This is a genomic window from Nonomuraea pusilla (assembly GCF_900109355.1).
GTDB lineage: Bacteria > Actinomycetota > Actinomycetes > Streptosporangiales > Streptosporangiaceae > Nonomuraea > Nonomuraea pusilla.
Genome location: NZ_FOBF01000010.1, coordinates 131,854 through 147,475 on the forward strand (window position 1 = coordinate 131,854; position 15,622 = coordinate 147,475).

The following is a 15,622-nucleotide window of genomic DNA, read 5'->3' on the forward strand; positions in this document are numbered from 1 at the left end:
CGTCCGCGCTTCGCTGCGGGTCATCACAGGGCTTCCGGACCCCGCTCTCCCGTACGCACCCTGATCACGGTGTCCACGGGCACCGACCACACCTTGCCGTCGCCGATCTTGCCGGTGTGGGCGGCCTTGACGATGACGTCGAGCACGTCGTCGGCGTCGTCCTCCTCGGCCAGCACCTCCAGGCGCACCTTGGGCACCAGGTCCACCTGGTACTCGGCGCCGCGGTAGACCTCGGTGTGGCCGCGCTGGCGGCCGTAGCCGCTCGCCTCGCTGACCGTCATGCCCTTGACGCCGAACTGTTCGAGCGCCGCCTTCACGTCGTCCAGCTTGAACGGCTTGATGATCGCCGTGATGAGCCTCATGCGTCCACCTTCTTCGCGGCAGTGGTGACGGCGGAGCCGTTGGAGCCGGCCACGCCCGATGCGTAGACCGTGCCGAGGTCGTACCCGGTCTCGGCGTGCGTCGTGACGTCGATGCCGGTGATCTCGTCCTCGGTGGAGACCCGGAAGCCCATCGTCCTGTCGATGATCTTGCCCATGACCCAGGTGAGGACGAAGGAGTAGCCGCCGACCGCGACCGGGCCGAGCACCTGCAGGCCGAGCTGGCCGAGGCCGCCGCCGTAGAACAGGCCCTTGCCCTGCTGGTCGAGGAAGGGGTAGGCGGCCAGGAAGCCCAGCGAGACCGCGCCGATGACGCCGCCCACCAGGTGCACGCCGACCACGTCGAGCGAGTCGTCGAAGCCGAGCCGGTACTTCATGCCCACGGCGTACGCGCAGACGGCGCCGGCGATCAGGCCGATGAGCATCGCGGCCCACGGGTCGACGAAGCCGCAGGCGGGGGTGATGGCGACCAGGCCGGCCACGGCGCCGGAGGCGACGCCCAGGCTGGTGGCGTGGCCGTCGCGCATCTTCTCCACGACGAGCCAGGCGCCCGCCGCGACGGCGGCGGCGATCTGGGTGTTCATGAACGCCAGCCCGGCCGTGCCGTCCACGGCCAGCTCGGAACCGGCGTTGAACCCGAACCAGCCGAACCACAGCAGGCCGGTGCCGAGCAGCACCAGGGTCAGGTTGTGCGGCCGCATCGGCTCCTTGCGCCAGCCCTGCCGCTTGCCCAGCACGAGGGCGAGCGCCAGCGCCGCGGCTCCGGCGTTGATGTGGACGACCGTGCCGCCCGCGAAGTCCTCGATGCCCATGGTGTTGAGCCAGCCCGTGCCCCACACCCAGTGCGCCACGGGGAAGTAGACGAGCGTCGCCCACAGGACGCTGAACAGCATCCACGCGCCGAACTTCGCCCGGTCCGCGATCGCGCCGCTGATCAGCGCCACCGTGATGATGGCGAACGTCAGCTGGAAGGCGGAGAAGACCAGGCTCGGCATGCCCGTGCCGTCGTCCTTGGTCGCCGTGTCCACCAGGCTCTGCAGGCCCAGCGCGTCGAAGCCGCCGACCACCTTGTTGAGGATCGAGCTGCCGTTGTCGGTGAAGGTCAGCGAGTGCCCGTACAGCACCCAGGCGACGGTGACGGTGATGATGGCGCCGAACGACATCATCATCATGTTCAGGACGCTCTTCGCCCTGGTCATGCCCCCGTAGAAGAACGCGAGCCCCGGAGTCATCAGCAGCACCAACGCGGTGGCCGCGAGCATCCAGGCTGTGGTGCCGCTATCGATCTTCACGACGCGACCCTCCTTACGTGTGACGTGTGGCCACAGCGTGTTCGGTCGCGGTTTCGTGGCTCGACCAGGTGTGTTTCACGTTCGTGAATCTCGCCGCGCCGGTGTTTCACCCCCGTTTCGGGCTCTTCACAGCGGGGGTTCCGGCCCTTTCCCGCCCGCGGGGTCAGGGACCGGGGACGAGGCGGACGGGGTCGCCCCGCCTGATCCGGCCGGGTTCGACCACCCTGGCGTACACGCCGGCGCAGGGGTGCGGGCCGAGGTCGAGCACCGGCACCCGGTTGTGGCGGGCGGGCACGCGCAGCGCCTCGGGGTCACGGCCCAGCCCGCCGTGCTCCAGCGTCGGGACGGCGCAGCGCGGGCTGGGCGCGATCACCTCCAGCACCGCGTCCTCCCCGACGCGCAGCTCACGGCCCACCCAGGCGTTCTCGGCGAAGCCGCCCCCCAGGTCGCCCCCGCCCCGCCCTCCGGCCTCCGCGAAGCCACCTCCCAGGTCGCCCCCGCTCCACCCCCCGGTCTCGACGACCAGGTTGGGGCGGTAGCGGACCGCCTCGACGACGCCGCGCGGGCTCAGCGCCCCGATCGCCGCCAGCGTGGAGGTGGTGACGAGGTGGATCGGCGCGAAGTCGAAGAACGTCCCTTCGGGCGCGGCGCCGCCCAGCGTCGACAGCGTGGCGGGCACCTCGGCCTCCACCCCCCGGTCCAGCACCTCCTCCGGCACCGACCGTTCGAGCCGCGCGTCCCCCGGCGGCACGTCCACCAGGCGCACCTCGCGTCCGAGCAGCGCCGACAGCTCCTCGTCGCCGGGCGCCGCGGCGCCCTCCACGGCCAGCAGGCCGCGCCACAGCCGCGGGTTCTTGGCACTGGCGATCAGGCCGGTGGCCACGTCGAGCACCGCCCTGGCCCGGTCGCCGTCGAGCCCGCGCGCGCTCAGCCCGCTCTCGGCGACCTCCTCGCCCAGCATCGACTTCACCGGGTACCTGAAGATCGTCCGTATGCGCATGGTCCGAGCCTAGGACGCCCAGAACCTCCGCAGGCAGGGCACCAGCTCGGCGGCCCGCTCCTCCGGGAAGAACAGCCGCCCGCCCGGGATCTCCACCACCTCGCGCGCGCCGGGGATCGTGTCCCGCAGCCAGTACGCCCAGCTCACGTCGAAGAACACGTCGCCGGTGCCCCAGACCAGGAGGGTGGGCACGGTGAGCGCGGCGAGGCCCGGTTCGACGGCCACGAGGTCGGCGGCGTCGATCGAGGCGACGAGCCGCTCGAAGGCGCGGGCGCCGCCGGGCTTGGCGAGGATCGGGCGCAGGTAGGCGTCCACGACCGCCGCGGGGTCGTCGATGCGCTCGTAGCTCTGGCCGAAGGCGGTGTGGACGATCAGCTCGGGCCGATCGAGCAGCGCGCCGACGAGCGGCGCCAGCTCGCCCCGCTCGGCCAGCTCCACCGTGGGCCTGAACGCCTCCGGCGGCGTGTTGGTGTGGACGTCGCAGTTGGTGAGGGTGAGCGTGCGCAGCCGTTCCGGGTGGCGGACGGCGAAGACCTGGGCGACCGCGCCGCCGGTGTCGTTGGCGACGAGGTCCACCCGGTCGAGCCCGAGCCCGTCGCACAGTTCCTCGACGGCGTCGGCGAGCGCCGGTATGGACAGGTCGTCGCGCGGCGCGCTGCCGCCGTGCAGCGGCAGGTCGAGCGCCACGCAGCGGCGTTCGCCGCGCAGTTCGGCGATGACGTTGCGCCACAGGTGGGCGCCGGTGCCGACGCCGTGCACGAACAGCGCGACGGGGCCGCTGCCCTCGTCCACGTAGGTGATGCCATCCACGGGTCCCCCTCCAGATTCCAGACCGACTGTCGGTCGGTGAAATTACCGACTGACAGTCGGTTTGTCTAGAGTGGGTGCATGAACCTCAAGGCGGACCGCGGCGCGGCCACCCGCGAGCGGGTGCTCGCCATCGCCACCCGGCTGTTCGCCGAACGCGGCTACGACGACACCTCGATCGAGACCGTCCTGCAGGAGACCGGGCTCAGCCGTGGCGCGCTCTACCACCACTACGCGGGCAAGGACGCCCTGTTCGAGGCGGTGCTGGAGGCCACCGAGTCGGCCATCGGGGCCAGGATCGCCGACGCGGTGCGCGGCGTGGCCGACCCGGCGGCGGCGCTCAGGACGGGCGCTCTTGCCTGGATCAGGCTCGCCGGCGACCCGGTGATCCGGCGCGTGGTGCTGATCGACGCGCCGTCGGTGCTGGGGTGGGAGCGCTGGCGCGCCATGGAGGAGCGCTACTCGTTCGGGATGCTGAAGGCCGCACTGAAGGCCGCGGGAACGGTGCCGCGCGAGCATCTCGACGTCTACGCGCACATGCTGCTGGGGGCGATCAACGAGAGCGCCCTCCTGGTGGCCCGTGGAGGCGCCACGGCCACCGCCGAGGCCGCCGTGGAGGATTTCCTCAACCGCCTGCTCAAAACCCCGTGAACGCCGCCACAGCCGCCCCAAAGGCCCGCACAGGTTCAACCGGCCACAGCGGCCGAAGCCCAGGCGTGGCCGGTGGCCGTTCGCGGCGGTCCTGACCCCTCCCCGGCAGCCCGCCACCCGGACCCCTCCCCGGCAGCCCGCCCCGGATCCCCTCCTCGGCAGCGCGCGCCTGGATCTCTCCTCCCCCGCCGGGCCGGTCGGCCTTCGGCTTCAGGCCCCTCCGAGCGCCGGCGCCTCGGCGTGCCGGCGGCCGATCGCGAGCAGCCGCAGCAACCCGTCCACGCTCCACGCGGCCCGCCCGACGAACAGGCCGTCGGCCGGCGTCTCGCGCAGCAGCGCGGCGGCGTTGCCGGCGTCGACGCCGCCCCCGTACAGCAGGGCCAGGCAGCCGTCGCCGTCACCGAGCCGCCGGGCCTCCTCGGCGATCCGGCCCATCACCGGCGCGACCTGTTCCGGGGTCGCGGGCGTGCCGCCGGCCCCGATGGCCCACACCGGTTCGTAGGCGATCAAGGTCTGACGTACCTCGTCCGGGCGGAGCCGCGACAGCGCCGCCCGCACCTGCGCGGTGACGAACCGCTCCGCGTCACCCGCCCCGCGCACCGCCCCCGGCTCCCCGACGCAGATCAGCGGCAGCAGGCCGTGATCGACCGCCGCCCTGGCCTTGCGCGCCACCGTCTCGTCCGTCTCCCCGAACTGCTCCCGCCGTTCGGAGTGGCCCATCTCGACGAGCCGGGCGCCCGCGTCGGCGACCATGCGCATGGAGACCTCGCCGGTACCGGCGCCTTCCTCCGCCCAGTGCGCGTTCTGCGCTCCGAGCAGCACGGGAGCTCCGGCGAGCTGGTCGCGGACGGCGGCGAGACTCGTGTGCGCCGGCAGGACGAAAGGCCGCACCTCGTCCGGCAGCGGCGTCCGGGCCAGCGCCTCGGCGAGCAGCCGCGCGTACTCGCGGCTCTCCGCGATGGTCTTGTTCATCTTCCAGCTCGTACCGATCCAGACCATGGCCCGCGCCGGCTCCTCTCTCTCGCTCGGTCGTGGAGTCATCGCCGTCGCCCGCTGTGTCCCCCACCGGGGAGGCCGGGGCGCCGACGTGCCGTCACGCCTCGCCGCCGGCCTCGTACGCGCTGATCGCGGCGACCTTCTCCGCCGAGGCGGAGCCGGGGTCGAAGCGGTAGCCGAGCCACTCCTTGGCCAGGCGCCGGGCGAGTTCCAGGCCGACGACCCGCTCGCCCATGCAGAGCACCTGCGCGTTGTTGCTCAGCACCGCCCGCTCCACCGAGTAGCTGTCGTGGGCGGTCACCGCCCGGATCCCCGGGACCTTGTTCGCGGTGATCGCCACACCCATGCCGGTGCCGCAGATGAGCAGGGCCCGGTCGGCCTTGCCCTCGACGATGAGCCGGGCCGCCGCCGCGGCGACGTGCGGGTAGTGGGTCTCCTCGTCCTCGTCGACGCCGACGTCGATCACTTCGCTCACCCGGTCGTCGGCCTGCAGATCTTTCGCGAGTTGTGTCTTGTAGCGGAGCCCGGCGTCGTCACTGCCGAGCGCGATCCGCAGTCTGTCACCCATCGACGTTCTCCTTCGTGGGGTTCTTCGGCGACGCCGCCGCGGGTGCGGCGGCGTCGCCCCGTTCGGTCCTGGGCGCGAGGCCCGCGGCAGCCGGCGGGCGCCGCGCCGGCATGGTGTGGGCGGGAGCCGGCGCGGGGCCCGCCGGCTGCCGCCGGCCGGCGGCAGGACCTGCCGGAGGCCGGGCCCGCCGGCGCCGTCACTCGGGGATCAGGCTCACCTTGATCGACTTCGAGCCGTCGGCGACCATGTCCAGCCCGTCCTGGAACCGGCTCAGCGGGAACTGGTGGCTGCAGATCCGGTCCATCGGCAGCTTCCCGGACTCCAGCAGCCGGATCGCGGCCGGCCAGCAGTGCGGCCCGAGGTGCGCGCCGAGGACGTCCAGCTCCTTGTCGTCGCTGATGATGCTCCAGTCGACGGTGACGTCGGAGCCGAAGACGCTGTACTCGACGTAGCGGCCGAGCTTGCGGAGGAGGTTCAGGCCCTGGGCCACGGCCGAGGGATGCCCGGTGCCCTCCAGGTAGACGTCGGCGCCGTAGCCGTCGGTGAGCTCCTTGACGATCGCGACGGCGTCCTGCTCGGCGACGTTGATCGTCCGGGTGGCGCCGCACAGCTTGGCGAGCTCCAGCTTCTCGTCCGACATGTCCAGGGCGATCACCTCGGCGGGGAACTTCTCGGCCGCACCGGCGATCATGCCGAGTCCGATCGGGCCGCAGCCGGCCACGACCACCACGTCCTCGAACCGGATGTTCGCCCGCTCGACGGCGTGCAGCGCGCACGACAGCGGCTCAGTGAACGCCGCGTGGGCCGGAGGCAGGTCCTTGCTGATCTTGTAGACGAGCGCCTGCGCCGGAAAGACCATGTAGGACGCCATCCCTCCCGGGTGGCGGCGCTTGAACCCGTACATCTCGTGCGGGGCGCACATCCAGTACTCGCCGCGCAGGCAGTACCGGCACGTCCAGCACGGCACGATCTGCTCGGACACGACCCGGTCGCCGACCTGCACGCCCCAGCGGCGGGAGGCCTCCTCGTCGAGCTGCACGATCTCACCGACGAACTCGTGGCCGGGGATGACCTCGGTCTCGGCCCACGCGGGCCGGTTCTCGTCGCCCCAGAACTTCGCCGCGCCGTGGTAGCACTTCAGGTCACTGGCGCAGATGCCGACCGCCTCGACGCGGACGAGTGCCTCGCCCTTGCCGGGCGTGGGCACGGGCACCTCCTCCAGGCGGTAGTTCTCCGGGCCGTGGCAGACCACGGCCTGCATGGTCTCGGGAATCGGCTGAATGCTCGTCGCGGTCATCGCGGTTCTCCTTCGGTCACATCGGCCGGGGTCGGATTCGTGGAATTCACATGAGTCGGGGGCGCGTCCGCGAGGGTCGCGGCCTGCGCGAGCACCTCGCCGACGGCGGTGAGGATCAGTCCCATCGAGACGGCACCGGCGTCGGGCGTGCCGACGCCGCGCTCGGCCAGCGGCCGGGCCCGGCCGACCCGCGCCCGCATGGAGGCGGTCGCCGCCGCCGCCTCGACCGCGGCGGCGGCGGCCGCGCGCCACGCGCCGGACAGGCCGGCTCCCGCGCCGAGCTGCCGGTCCAGTTCCTCGGTGAACGGCAGCAGGGCGTCGAGCATGGTCTTGTCGCCGCGCTCGGCCTTGCCGACCCGCTGGATCGCCGCCGCACCGGCGTGCACGGCGTCCCGGAGCAGCGCGGGGGTGATCTCGGCGGTGCTGCCGAGTGCGGCGCCGACGGCGCTCAGGGCCACGCCCCACAGCAGGCCGCTGGTGCCGCCGGCCTTGTCGCCGAACGCGTCGCCCGCGGCGGTCAGCACGTCGCCGACGCCGCCGTCGGCCGCCTCGGCCGCCGCCTCGGCCGCGCGCAGCCCGCGGAGCATGCCGATGCCGTGGTCGCCGTCACCCGCGACCGCGTCGATCCGGCCGAGCTCCTCCTCGTGCTCGGCCACGACCGCGGTCATGGCCGCGACGGCCCGCCGGGCGACCGCGGCCGCCGCGCGGGACGCGGGGCTGGCCTGCGCCGGACGGTCGTCGGCCACCTCCTGCTCCGTCGCAGCGGCCCGGCGGTCGTACGTCGGCAGCGTGGAGGTCTCGCCGCGCCGGAAGGCGGGAGTGTCGGCCGGGGCGACCCAGTACCGTTCCAGCTCGTCGTCCAGCCAGGTCAGCGACAGCGAGCAGCCCGCCATGTCGAGGCTGGTCACCAGCTCGCCGACCTCGGGCAGCACAGCCTCGACCCCGGCGGCGGCGAGCAGGCGGTGGACGTGTCCGTAGAGCACGAACAGTTCCTCGTACTTGGTGCTGCCCAGGCCGTTGAGGATCACCGCCGCCCGCCCGCCGGCGCCCGCGGGCCGCTCGGCGAGGACGGCGTCGACCAGCGCCTGGGCCAGCTCCGCCGCGGGCATCCAGCCCCCCGTACGGATCCCCGGCTCGCCGTGAATGCCGAGGCCGAACTCCATCTGGTCCTTGTCGACGGAGAACAGCGGCTCGGCGCGGCCGGGCAGGGTGCATCCCGCGAACGCGACCCCGAACGAGAAGGTGGCGGCGTTGGCCGCGCGCATCACCCGCTCGACGGTGTCCAGGTCGCACCCGCTGTCCGCGGCCGCACCGCCGATCTTGTAGACGAGGAAGGTGCCCGCGATGCCGCGCCGCCGGTCGGCCTCCTCGGGACCGGCCGAGGCGATGTCGTCGGTGACGTACACCATGCGGCAGTCGATGCCGGCCGCGCGCAGCCGCTCCTGCGCCGCGCCGAAGTTGAGCCGGTCCCCGGCGTAGTTGCCGTAGGACAGGATCACGCCGGCGCCGCCGTCGGCCGCCCGGGCGACCCGCACGACCTGCTCCGCGGAGGGGGAGGCGAAGACGTCGCCCAGGACGCAGCCGTCGGCGAAGCCGGGGCCGACCGTGCCGGAGTACGACGGGTAGTGACCCGAGCCGCCGCCCACGACCAGGCTGACCTTGCCCGCCCGGGGCCCGCCCCTCCGGACGAAGCCGGATGCGCCGGGCACCCGCTCGGCATAGCGGGCGTACGCCGCGGCGAAGCCCTCGATGACGTGTTCCTTGAAGTCCGAGGGGTTGTCGTAGATATGCGTCATCGCCAGTTTCCCTAAGCGCGTGTCGATGTGGGGTGGTGCCGATGGGCGGTCATGTGGCGACCTCGTACCGGATGCCGGCCGCCTTCCACGCGGCCAGCACGTTCGGGTCCGCTCCCGAGTCGGTGATGACGAGGTCGAACACGTCCAGCGGCACGATCTTGTGCAGGGCGACGCGGCCCAGCTTGCTGTGGTCCACCAGCAGGTACCGCCGGGTCGCCGCCTGCACCATCGCCCGTTTGAGTGCGACGATGCGCTCCTCCTGGTGGAAGGCGTCCGTCAGCGAGATCGCGGAGGTGGACAGGAACAGCGCGTCGGCCTGCAGGCCGGCGATCTGCTCGATGGTCTGCAGCCCGACGAACGAGTCGTGCGGCATGTCGTAGACCCCGCCGAGGCCGATGACGGTCAGGTCCACCTCGGTCGCGAGCTGGCTGAGCCGGCGAAGGCCCTCCAGGAACGTCGTCGCCACGTGCAGCGGGGCCCGGTCGCGCAGTCCGTCGATCATGTGCATGACCGTGGTCGAGTCGTCGAGCAGCACGGACATGCCGGCGTCGACGTACCGCAGCGCCGCCGCCGCGATCGCCTGCTTCTCCTCCGTCCTGGACATCATCCGGTACGACATCTGCGACTCGAAGACGCCGGACGGCTGGGCGGTGACCCCGCCGTGGAACCGGCGCACGATCCCGCGCCGCTCGAGTTGTTCGAGGTCGCGGTGGATCGTCATGATGCTCACCTTGAACTCGGCGGCGAGTTCCTGGGGTGAGCAGGAGCCCTGAGCGGCGACGTGCTCGGCGATCTGCCGCTGCCGCGTCTCGGTCTTGCGCTCCCGCTGCCGGAATGGCCCTTGGCCGTTGCTCATCTGATGTCCTCGTGATCGCGGGGGTCGGTCATGGACTGGCACACAGGCGACGCTGGAGAAGGCCCGCGTGCCGCTGGATAGCATCCTCCAGATGTGGCGACCGGCTGCCCCGCCGCTCCGCCGGGCCAGGCCCTTGCCGGCGGGCGAGGTGGACCGGCCACCGCCCACGACCGACCGCCCGTCGACGGGTAACGGTCCGTCCTAGTCGTGAATCAGTTACTGAGGACGAAGTTGTTGAGCTTGTCCGCGTTGTCCTTGTTGATGAGGATGCAGTCGAGTGCCTGCTTCTCCTGCGCGGCACCGGTCTTGCCGGTCTTGAGGTAGCTGTCGGCCTGCTGCACGGCCAGGGTGGTGCCCTGGACGATGGGCTGGAGCACGGTGGCGACCATCTCGCCCGCCTTGACCGCGTTGACGGCGTCCTGGTTGCCGTCGAAGCCGAGCACCTTGACCTTCGACAGCTTGCCCGCGTCCTTGAGCGCCTGGACCGCGCCCAGGGCCATCTCGTCGTTGCCGGCCACCACACCGGTGATGTCCGGGTGGGCGCGCAGCATGACCTCCATCTTCTGCTTGCCCTCGGCCCGGTCCCAGTTCGCGGTCTCCTGCTGCACCCGCTTCAGGTCGGGGAACTGGGACAGCACCTCGGCGTAGCCGTCGGAGCGGACCTTGGCGTTGTTGTCGGTGGGGTTGCCCAGCAGCTCCACGTACTCGCCCTTGCCGCCCATGGCCTTGGCCCACTCCTGGGCCCCGAGGGTGGCTCCCTGGGCGTTGTTGGACACGATCTGGGACTTCGCGATGCCCTGCTCGTTGATCTCGGCGTTGACCAGGAACACCGGGATGCCGGCGTCGGTGGCCTTCTGCACCGCCCCGACGCTCTCCTTGGCGCCCGCCGGGTCGAGGATGATCGCCTTGACCTTCTTGGAGATGGCCGCGTCGATGAACTGGTTCTGCTTGTCCGGATCGTTGTTGTGGGCGTCCACCGTGGTGTCGTACCCGAGCTTCTTGGCCTCGGCCGCCGCGGTGGTGACCTCGGCCTTCCAGTACGGGTTGGAGGGGTCGACCGTGATGACGGCGAACGTGCCGCCGCCGCCGGAGCCGCCGGAGGAACTGGGACCGGAGCTGGAACCGGAGCCGGAGCCGGAGCCGCCGCAAGCCGACAGGCTGACGGCGAGGGCCATCGGCAGGCAGAGCAGAGCGAGCCTGCGCTTCATCGGACACCTTCTTTTCATGGTGGGGGATGGGGGTGGGATGTGATCGGTCGGGGGCGGTGTCACCGGCTGCCGACGAGCGCCGGATCCGAGCCGGGGGCGGGCGTGGACGGCGGGCTCGCGGCGGCCCGCTTGAACTCGCGGCGCTTCTGCAGCTTCTGCTGGATCTGGTCGACCGCGACGGCGAGGACGATGACCGCGCCCTTGATCACCTGCTGCCAGAACACGGAGACCCCGACCAGGACGAGGCCGTCGACGAGGAAGCCGATGACGAAGGCTCCGATGATCGTGCCGCGGATCGTGCCCCGGCCGCCGGACAGTGCCGCGCCGCCGATGACCACCGCGGCGATGGCGTTGAGCTCGTACAGCTCACCGCCGCGCGGGGTCGCGGCCGGGAGGTCGGCGGTCAGCAGGAGACCGACGGTGGCGGCGCAGAAGCCGGCGAGGACGTAGATCAGGACCTTGATCCGCCTCACCGGTACGCCCGACAGCTCCGACGCCCGCTCGTTGCCGCCGGTGGCGTACAGCCAGCGGCCGAAGGCGGTGCGGTTGAGCAGCAGGGAGAACACGACGGCGAAGACGACCATCAGCCACACCGGCATCGGAATGCCGAGGGGGGTGCCGGCGAGCAGGGAGAGGAACCCGGTGTTGCCCAGCTTCTCCTCGCCGCGCAGCGCGGTGAAGGTCTCGCCGTTGGTGATCAGCAGGGCGATGCCGCGCGCGGCGTACAGCATGCCGAGGGTCGCGATGAACGGGGCGACGTTCAGCCGGGTGATCACCAGCCCGTTGACGTAGCCGACCAGGGCTCCCACCGCCACCGAGATGAGGATCACCACCCACACCGACGGGTAGGCGACGAGATCCGTGAAGGGGATGTTCGCTCCCTGCAGCAGGTATCCCGCGATCACGCCGGTCACCCCGACCGTCGAGCCGACCGACAGGTCGATGCCGCCGTTGAGGATCACCAGCAGCATGCCGATCGCCAGGATCGCGTTCATGGCGACGTGCCGGGTCATCAGGATGAGGTTGTCCGGCTCCAGGAAGTGGGGCGACATCGCCGAGAAGCCGATGATGATGATCGCCAGGGCGATGAGGGCGCGCCCCTCGACGAGCAGCTTGTTGACGTTCACGCGGCGGCTCAGGGCCCGCGGGCCGGTGGCGGCCTGGGTGCCCGCCTGGGTGTCGCTCATTCCTTCGCTCCGATGTGTAGGGCTTCGGGCTCGGGCTCGCCGGAGGCGGCCAGGACTTCCTCACGGCTGGTGGTACGGGGGTCGAACTCCCGCACGACGCGTCCCTTCGACATGACCACCACCCGGTGCGAGGCCGTCAGCGCCTCGCTGATCTCGGACGTCGCGTACAGCACCGCGAGTCCTCTGCGGGCTTCGCGGAAGAGCAACGCGAAGATCTCGCCCTTCGCGCCGACGTCGATGCCGCGTGTGGGCTCGTCGAGCAGGAGCACCTTGGGCCGGGTCAGCAGCATCTTCCCGATGACGACCTTCTGCTGGTTGCCGCCGCTGAGCGAGGTGATCAGGGCCTCGGGACCCGCGGTCTTCACCCGCACCTCCCCGGTCATGGACCCGACGTCGGCGCTCTCCTTCTTCCTGGAGACGAACCAGCTCCTGACCATGGACCGCAGGCTCGCCAGCGACATGTTCGACCCGACCGACATGAGCTGGACGAGGCCGTCGCGCTGCCGGTCCTCCGGCACCAGCCCGATGCCCGCGGCGATGCGCTGGGAGATGGAGAGCGGCCGCAGGTCCTGCCCGCCGAGCAGCACCCGACCGGCCGCGACGGGCTGCCGCCCGGCCAGCGCCTCCAGCAGTTCGGTCCGCCCGGCGCCCATCAGCCCGTACAGGCAGACGATCTCACCCGCCCGGACCTGCAACGACACGTCGTTGACGGCCAGCCGGCCGCCCGCGTCCTGGTCCGGCACCCGGACGTTCTCGATGGAGAGGGCGAGATCCCCGTGTTCGCGCGGCTCGCCGGTGAAGTCGTACTCGGCGGCCCGCCCGACCATCTTGGACACCACCCAGGGGAGGTCGATGTCGGCCGCGTCCGCCGTGGCGACCAGCGTCCCGTCCCGGAAGACGACGGCGTGGTCGGCTATCTCGATCGCCTCTTCGAGGTGATGGGAGATGTAGACGATGGCCACGTTCTGCGCCTTCAGCTCGCGGATCACCTTGAACAGGACGATGACCTCGGCCGCGCTCAGCGCCGACGTGGGCTCGTCCATGATCAGGATGCGGGCGTCCGTGGCGAGCGCCCGCGCGATCTCCACCACCTGCTGCTGGCCGAGGCGCAGGTCGGAGACGAGCGTCGTCGGCGCGATCTCCTCCTCCAGCCGGGCCATCACCTCGCGGGTGATCTCGCCTTCCCTGGCGTAGTCGATCGCGCCGCCGCGGCGGCGCAGCTCGCGGCCGAGGAAGATGCTGTCGCGCACGTTCAGGTTGGGGCAGAGGTTGAGCTCCTGGTGGATGATCGAGATGCCTCGATCGACCGCGTGGGTCGTCGACTCCAGGGCGATCACCTCGCCGTCGAGTTCGAGGTGGCCGCTCGTCGGCTTCTCGACCCCGGAGAGGATCTTCATCAGGGTCGACTTTCCCGCGCCGTTCTCACCAAAAAGAACCGTTACTTTCCCACGGCGAACCTCGAAGTTGACGCCCTTGAGCGCCTGGGTGACGCCGTACGTCTTGGTGATGTCGACCGCGCGCAGGACGACGTCGTCGGGGAGCGGGGCGTTCTCCCGTGCGGCTCCGTCGCGGCGGGCGCTCACGGGGCCACCTCGACGGCGACCGGCTGGATGAGGAACGACTTCGGGGGCCCGCCGGTGGACCACGCTCCGTGGACGGTGACCTGCTTGCCCTTCAGCGACGAGGTGTCGAGCCCGGCCAGCACGGTCTTCTGGATCTGAAGCTTGAACTGGTTCGCCACGGACTGGTAGTCAGTTTGATCTGTGAAATCACCAAACTTGATGGTTCCCGTGGCGTCCCGAACCGGCGTCCCGCTGACGGCCGGCCCCACCGCGACGCGCACCACGGCGTCCTTCGGCACGTCAGGGACGGCCAGCAGGAGGAAGCCGTCGGCGACCTCCTCGACCGTGCCCGTCGCCTTGACGGGGAACGCGAAGTTGCCGCTGCCGAGGTCCTGACCGTACTTCTCGCCGGCCGCCGCCTGGTCGGATCCGACGGCCGCGGCCAGCACGGCGAGATCGACGGCCTTCTCCTTGATCAGGGCTGTGACCTTGGGAAACCTGTCCGCCGCATAGCTCTCCGCGTTGAAGGCGGGCGGGTTGAGTGCCGCCACCTGCTGCGGCGAGAGGACCTTGGTGTCGAGCGCCGCCGCGACCACCAGAGCCGCGAGGGCGACGACACCCACGAGCCACTTCACCGAGGCAGATCGATGTTTGAGATCGGGACTCATGCCCGCTACCTCCAGAGGGGGGATCACCACAGACTCTGGGAAGACAGAGGGGAAGTGCTCAGGAAGTCTGTGATAATCGCAGCGTAGAGTGTGAACTACACCGGCACAAGTGTTAACTGCAGATTTCCTCGCAACCCCGGACATTCACCACTCTCGACGCACAGCAACCGCTCAGACACACGGTCGGCGAGATGCGGCGTCCCGTCCCTCCCCCACGGACGCGCCTGAACCTCCCCTGCGGCCGCGGCTTGACCTCCCCACAGATGCGGCTGCACGTTCCCCACGGATGCGGCTGGACGGCGTGCCCCCATGAAAAACGGCGAAGGCGCTCCCCGAGGGGAGCGCCTTCGCCGGGAAGTGGCGGGGTCAGGCGGCGGCGGTCGCCATCTTGCGCAGGCGGGCCAGCGCGTCGCGCTCGATGCGGCGGGCGCGGTCGCGGCCGATGCCGTAGCGCTCCCCCACCTCCGTCAGCGTGTGCTCACGACCGTCGAGCAGGCCGTAGCGCCAGCGCAGCATCTCACTGGTACGGCCCTCCAGGCCGGTCAGCCACTGGTCGAGCCGCTCGCGCTCCAGGATGTCGATGGCCTGCTGCTCCGGGTCGGCCCAGGTCTCGTCGGCGATCATGTCGCCGAGCTCGGTCTCGTCCTCGTCGCCCACGCCGAGCTGGAGCGACACCGGGTCGGACGCCCAGCGGCGCAGCTCGCGCACCCGCTCGATCGGCAGGTCGAGGATCGCGGCGAGGTCGTCGTCGGTCGGCTCCGCGTCGAACTCGGCCAGCATGTCCCTGCGCACCCGCATCAGCCGGGTCATCTGCTCCCCGGCGTGCGTCGGCAGCCGCACCGGGCGGGCCTGCTCGTGGATGGCGCGCCCCACCGACTGCCTGATCCACCACGTCGCGTACGTCGAGAACTTGTACCCCCGCCGGTAGTCGAACTTCTCGACCGCCCGTACCAGCCCCAGGTTGCCCTCCTGCACGAGGTCGATGAGCGGCATCCCCCGGCCGGAGTACTTCCTGGCCACCGCCACGACCAGGCGCAGGTTCGCCTGGATGAACTCGTCCTTCGCCCGCCTGCCGGAGATCGCCAGGCGCTCCAGCTCCTCGTCGGCCGCGTCGCCGATGCGCGGCTCCGTGCCGCCGCTGTCGAGCAGCTGCTCGGCGAAGAGTCCCGCCTCGATCCGCTTGGCGAGCTCAACCTCTTCCTCCGCCGTGAGCAGCGGGACGCGACCGATCTCGGCCAGGTACGTCCCCAGCAGATCGCGCTCCGCGACGTGCTGCTCCTGCGTGCGACTCCCCGTAGGTCTTGCCATCCCCTGGCACCTCGTTCCGCAGCTGCGTCCTATACCCGGCCAACGT

Annotated in this window: 15 protein-coding genes; 1 reads left to right on the top strand and 14 read right to left on the bottom strand. The window is 71.3% G+C overall.

The features are described 5' to 3' along the window. Positions 1–23 precede the first annotated feature (23 nt). From BMX74_RS21800 to BMX74_RS21815, 4 genes are all read right to left on the bottom strand, one after another. Positions 24–362 carry a P-II family nitrogen regulator gene (locus BMX74_RS21800; protein ID WP_055507174.1) on the bottom strand — a complete coding sequence of 113 codons (339 nt, stop codon included), beginning with the start codon at positions 360–362 and terminating at the stop codon, positions 24–26. After that, positions 359–1,672, bottom strand: coding sequence for an ammonium transporter (locus BMX74_RS21805; protein WP_176573521.1), 1,314 nt, complete (start codon positions 1,670–1,672; stop codon positions 359–361). The genes BMX74_RS21800 and BMX74_RS21805 overlap by 4 nt, the downstream gene beginning before the upstream one ends. Before the next feature lie 163 nt (positions 1,673–1,835). Continuing rightward, a complete protein-coding gene (locus tag BMX74_RS21810) occupies positions 1,836–2,672 on the bottom strand; it encodes an MOSC domain-containing protein (RefSeq protein ID WP_055507172.1) in 837 nt (278 codons plus the stop codon). 9 nt (positions 2,673–2,681) lie between these two features. Next, the gene (locus tag BMX74_RS21815) at positions 2,682–3,482 is read right to left on the bottom strand and encodes an alpha/beta fold hydrolase (RefSeq protein WP_218154012.1); all 801 of its coding nucleotides are present in this window, start codon (positions 3,480–3,482) and stop codon (positions 2,682–2,684) included. A gap of 78 nt (positions 3,483–3,560) precedes the next feature. Between BMX74_RS21815 and BMX74_RS21820 the strand changes: the two genes are divergently transcribed. Continuing rightward, positions 3,561–4,130: a TetR/AcrR family transcriptional regulator gene (locus BMX74_RS21820; RefSeq protein ID WP_055507168.1), complete on the top strand. Its 570-nt coding sequence runs from the start codon at positions 3,561–3,563 to the stop codon at positions 4,128–4,130. Between the two features lie 210 nt (positions 4,131–4,340). On the opposite strand, the gene BMX74_RS21825 is transcribed toward BMX74_RS21820, so the two are convergent. From BMX74_RS21825 to BMX74_RS21870, 10 genes are all read right to left on the bottom strand, one after another. Continuing rightward, entirely contained in the window at positions 4,341–5,129 is a 789-nt protein-coding gene (locus tag BMX74_RS21825) for a triose-phosphate isomerase (RefSeq protein WP_256257065.1), read from the bottom strand. A gap of 94 nt (positions 5,130–5,223) precedes the next feature. Then, positions 5,224–5,694 (bottom strand): ribose-5-phosphate isomerase, encoded by a 471-nt coding sequence (locus BMX74_RS21830; RefSeq protein ID WP_055507164.1) that lies wholly within the window; start codon positions 5,692–5,694, stop codon positions 5,224–5,226. A gap of 196 nt (positions 5,695–5,890) precedes the next feature. Further along, on the bottom strand, positions 5,891–6,991 hold the full coding sequence (locus BMX74_RS21835; protein WP_091102432.1) for an alcohol dehydrogenase catalytic domain-containing protein: 1,101 nt from the start codon (positions 6,989–6,991) through the stop codon (positions 5,891–5,893). Then, positions 6,988–8,787: a dihydroxyacetone kinase family protein gene (locus BMX74_RS21840; RefSeq protein ID WP_055507160.1), complete on the bottom strand. Its 1,800-nt coding sequence runs from the start codon at positions 8,785–8,787 to the stop codon at positions 6,988–6,990. Before BMX74_RS21840 ends, BMX74_RS21835 begins: the two co-directional genes overlap by 4 nt. 49 nt (positions 8,788–8,836) lie before the next feature. Next, a complete protein-coding gene (locus BMX74_RS21845; protein WP_055507157.1) occupies positions 8,837–9,643 on the bottom strand; it encodes a DeoR/GlpR family DNA-binding transcription regulator in 807 nt (268 codons plus the stop codon). A 212-nt stretch (positions 9,644–9,855) separates the two neighbouring features. After that, positions 9,856–10,851: a D-ribose ABC transporter substrate-binding protein gene (locus BMX74_RS21850; protein WP_082535449.1), complete on the bottom strand. Its 996-nt coding sequence runs from the start codon at positions 10,849–10,851 to the stop codon at positions 9,856–9,858. Between the two features lie 59 nt (positions 10,852–10,910). After that, positions 10,911–12,038, bottom strand: a complete 1,128-nt coding sequence (locus BMX74_RS21855) for an ABC transporter permease (protein WP_091102434.1) — start codon at positions 12,036–12,038, stop codon at positions 10,911–10,913. After that, positions 12,035–13,621, bottom strand: a complete 1,587-nt coding sequence (locus BMX74_RS21860; RefSeq protein WP_091102436.1) for a sugar ABC transporter ATP-binding protein — start codon at positions 13,619–13,621, stop codon at positions 12,035–12,037. The genes BMX74_RS21855 and BMX74_RS21860 overlap by 4 nt, the downstream gene beginning before the upstream one ends. Next, positions 13,618–14,223, bottom strand: coding sequence for a DUF2291 family protein (locus tag BMX74_RS21865; RefSeq protein WP_176573520.1), 606 nt, complete (start codon positions 14,221–14,223; stop codon positions 13,618–13,620). The genes BMX74_RS21860 and BMX74_RS21865 overlap by 4 nt, the downstream gene beginning before the upstream one ends. A 411-nt stretch (positions 14,224–14,634) precedes the next feature. Then, positions 14,635–15,576 (bottom strand): sigma-70 family RNA polymerase sigma factor, encoded by a 942-nt coding sequence (locus BMX74_RS21870; protein ID WP_055507149.1) that lies wholly within the window; start codon positions 15,574–15,576, stop codon positions 14,635–14,637. Positions 15,577–15,622 lie beyond the last annotated feature (46 nt).

What these genes read in the sequence shown, in the direction of transcription:
- BMX74_RS21800 (WP_055507174.1), bottom strand. Translation starts at nt 362, where the DNA reads ATGAGGCTCATCACGGCGATCATCAAGCCGTTCAAGCTGGACGACGTG.
- BMX74_RS21810 (WP_055507172.1), bottom strand. Translation starts at nt 2,672, where the DNA reads ATGCGCATACGGACGATCTTCAGGTACCCGGTGAAGTCGATGCTGGGC.
- BMX74_RS21820 (WP_055507168.1), top strand. Translation starts at nt 3,561, where the DNA reads ATGAACCTCAAGGCGGACCGCGGCGCGGCCACCCGCGAGCGGGTGCTC.
- BMX74_RS21825 (WP_256257065.1), bottom strand. Translation starts at nt 5,129, where the DNA reads ATGGTCTGGATCGGTACGAGCTGGAAGATGAACAAGACCATCGCGGAG.
- BMX74_RS21830 (WP_055507164.1), bottom strand. Translation starts at nt 5,694, where the DNA reads ATGGGTGACAGACTGCGGATCGCGCTCGGCAGTGACGACGCCGGGCTC.
- BMX74_RS21835 (WP_091102432.1), bottom strand. Translation starts at nt 6,991, where the DNA reads ATGACCGCGACGAGCATTCAGCCGATTCCCGAGACCATGCAGGCCGTG.
- BMX74_RS21840 (WP_055507160.1), bottom strand. Translation starts at nt 8,787, where the DNA reads ATGACGCATATCTACGACAACCCCTCGGACTTCAAGGAACACGTCATC.
- BMX74_RS21845 (WP_055507157.1), bottom strand. Translation starts at nt 9,643, where the DNA reads ATGAGCAACGGCCAAGGGCCATTCCGGCAGCGGGAGCGCAAGACCGAG.
- BMX74_RS21850 (WP_082535449.1), bottom strand. Translation starts at nt 10,851, where the DNA reads ATGAAGCGCAGGCTCGCTCTGCTCTGCCTGCCGATGGCCCTCGCCGTC.
- BMX74_RS21855 (WP_091102434.1), bottom strand. Translation starts at nt 12,038, where the DNA reads ATGAGCGACACCCAGGCGGGCACCCAGGCCGCCACCGGCCCGCGGGCC.
- BMX74_RS21870 (WP_055507149.1), bottom strand. Translation starts at nt 15,576, where the DNA reads ATGGCAAGACCTACGGGGAGTCGCACGCAGGAGCAGCACGTCGCGGAG.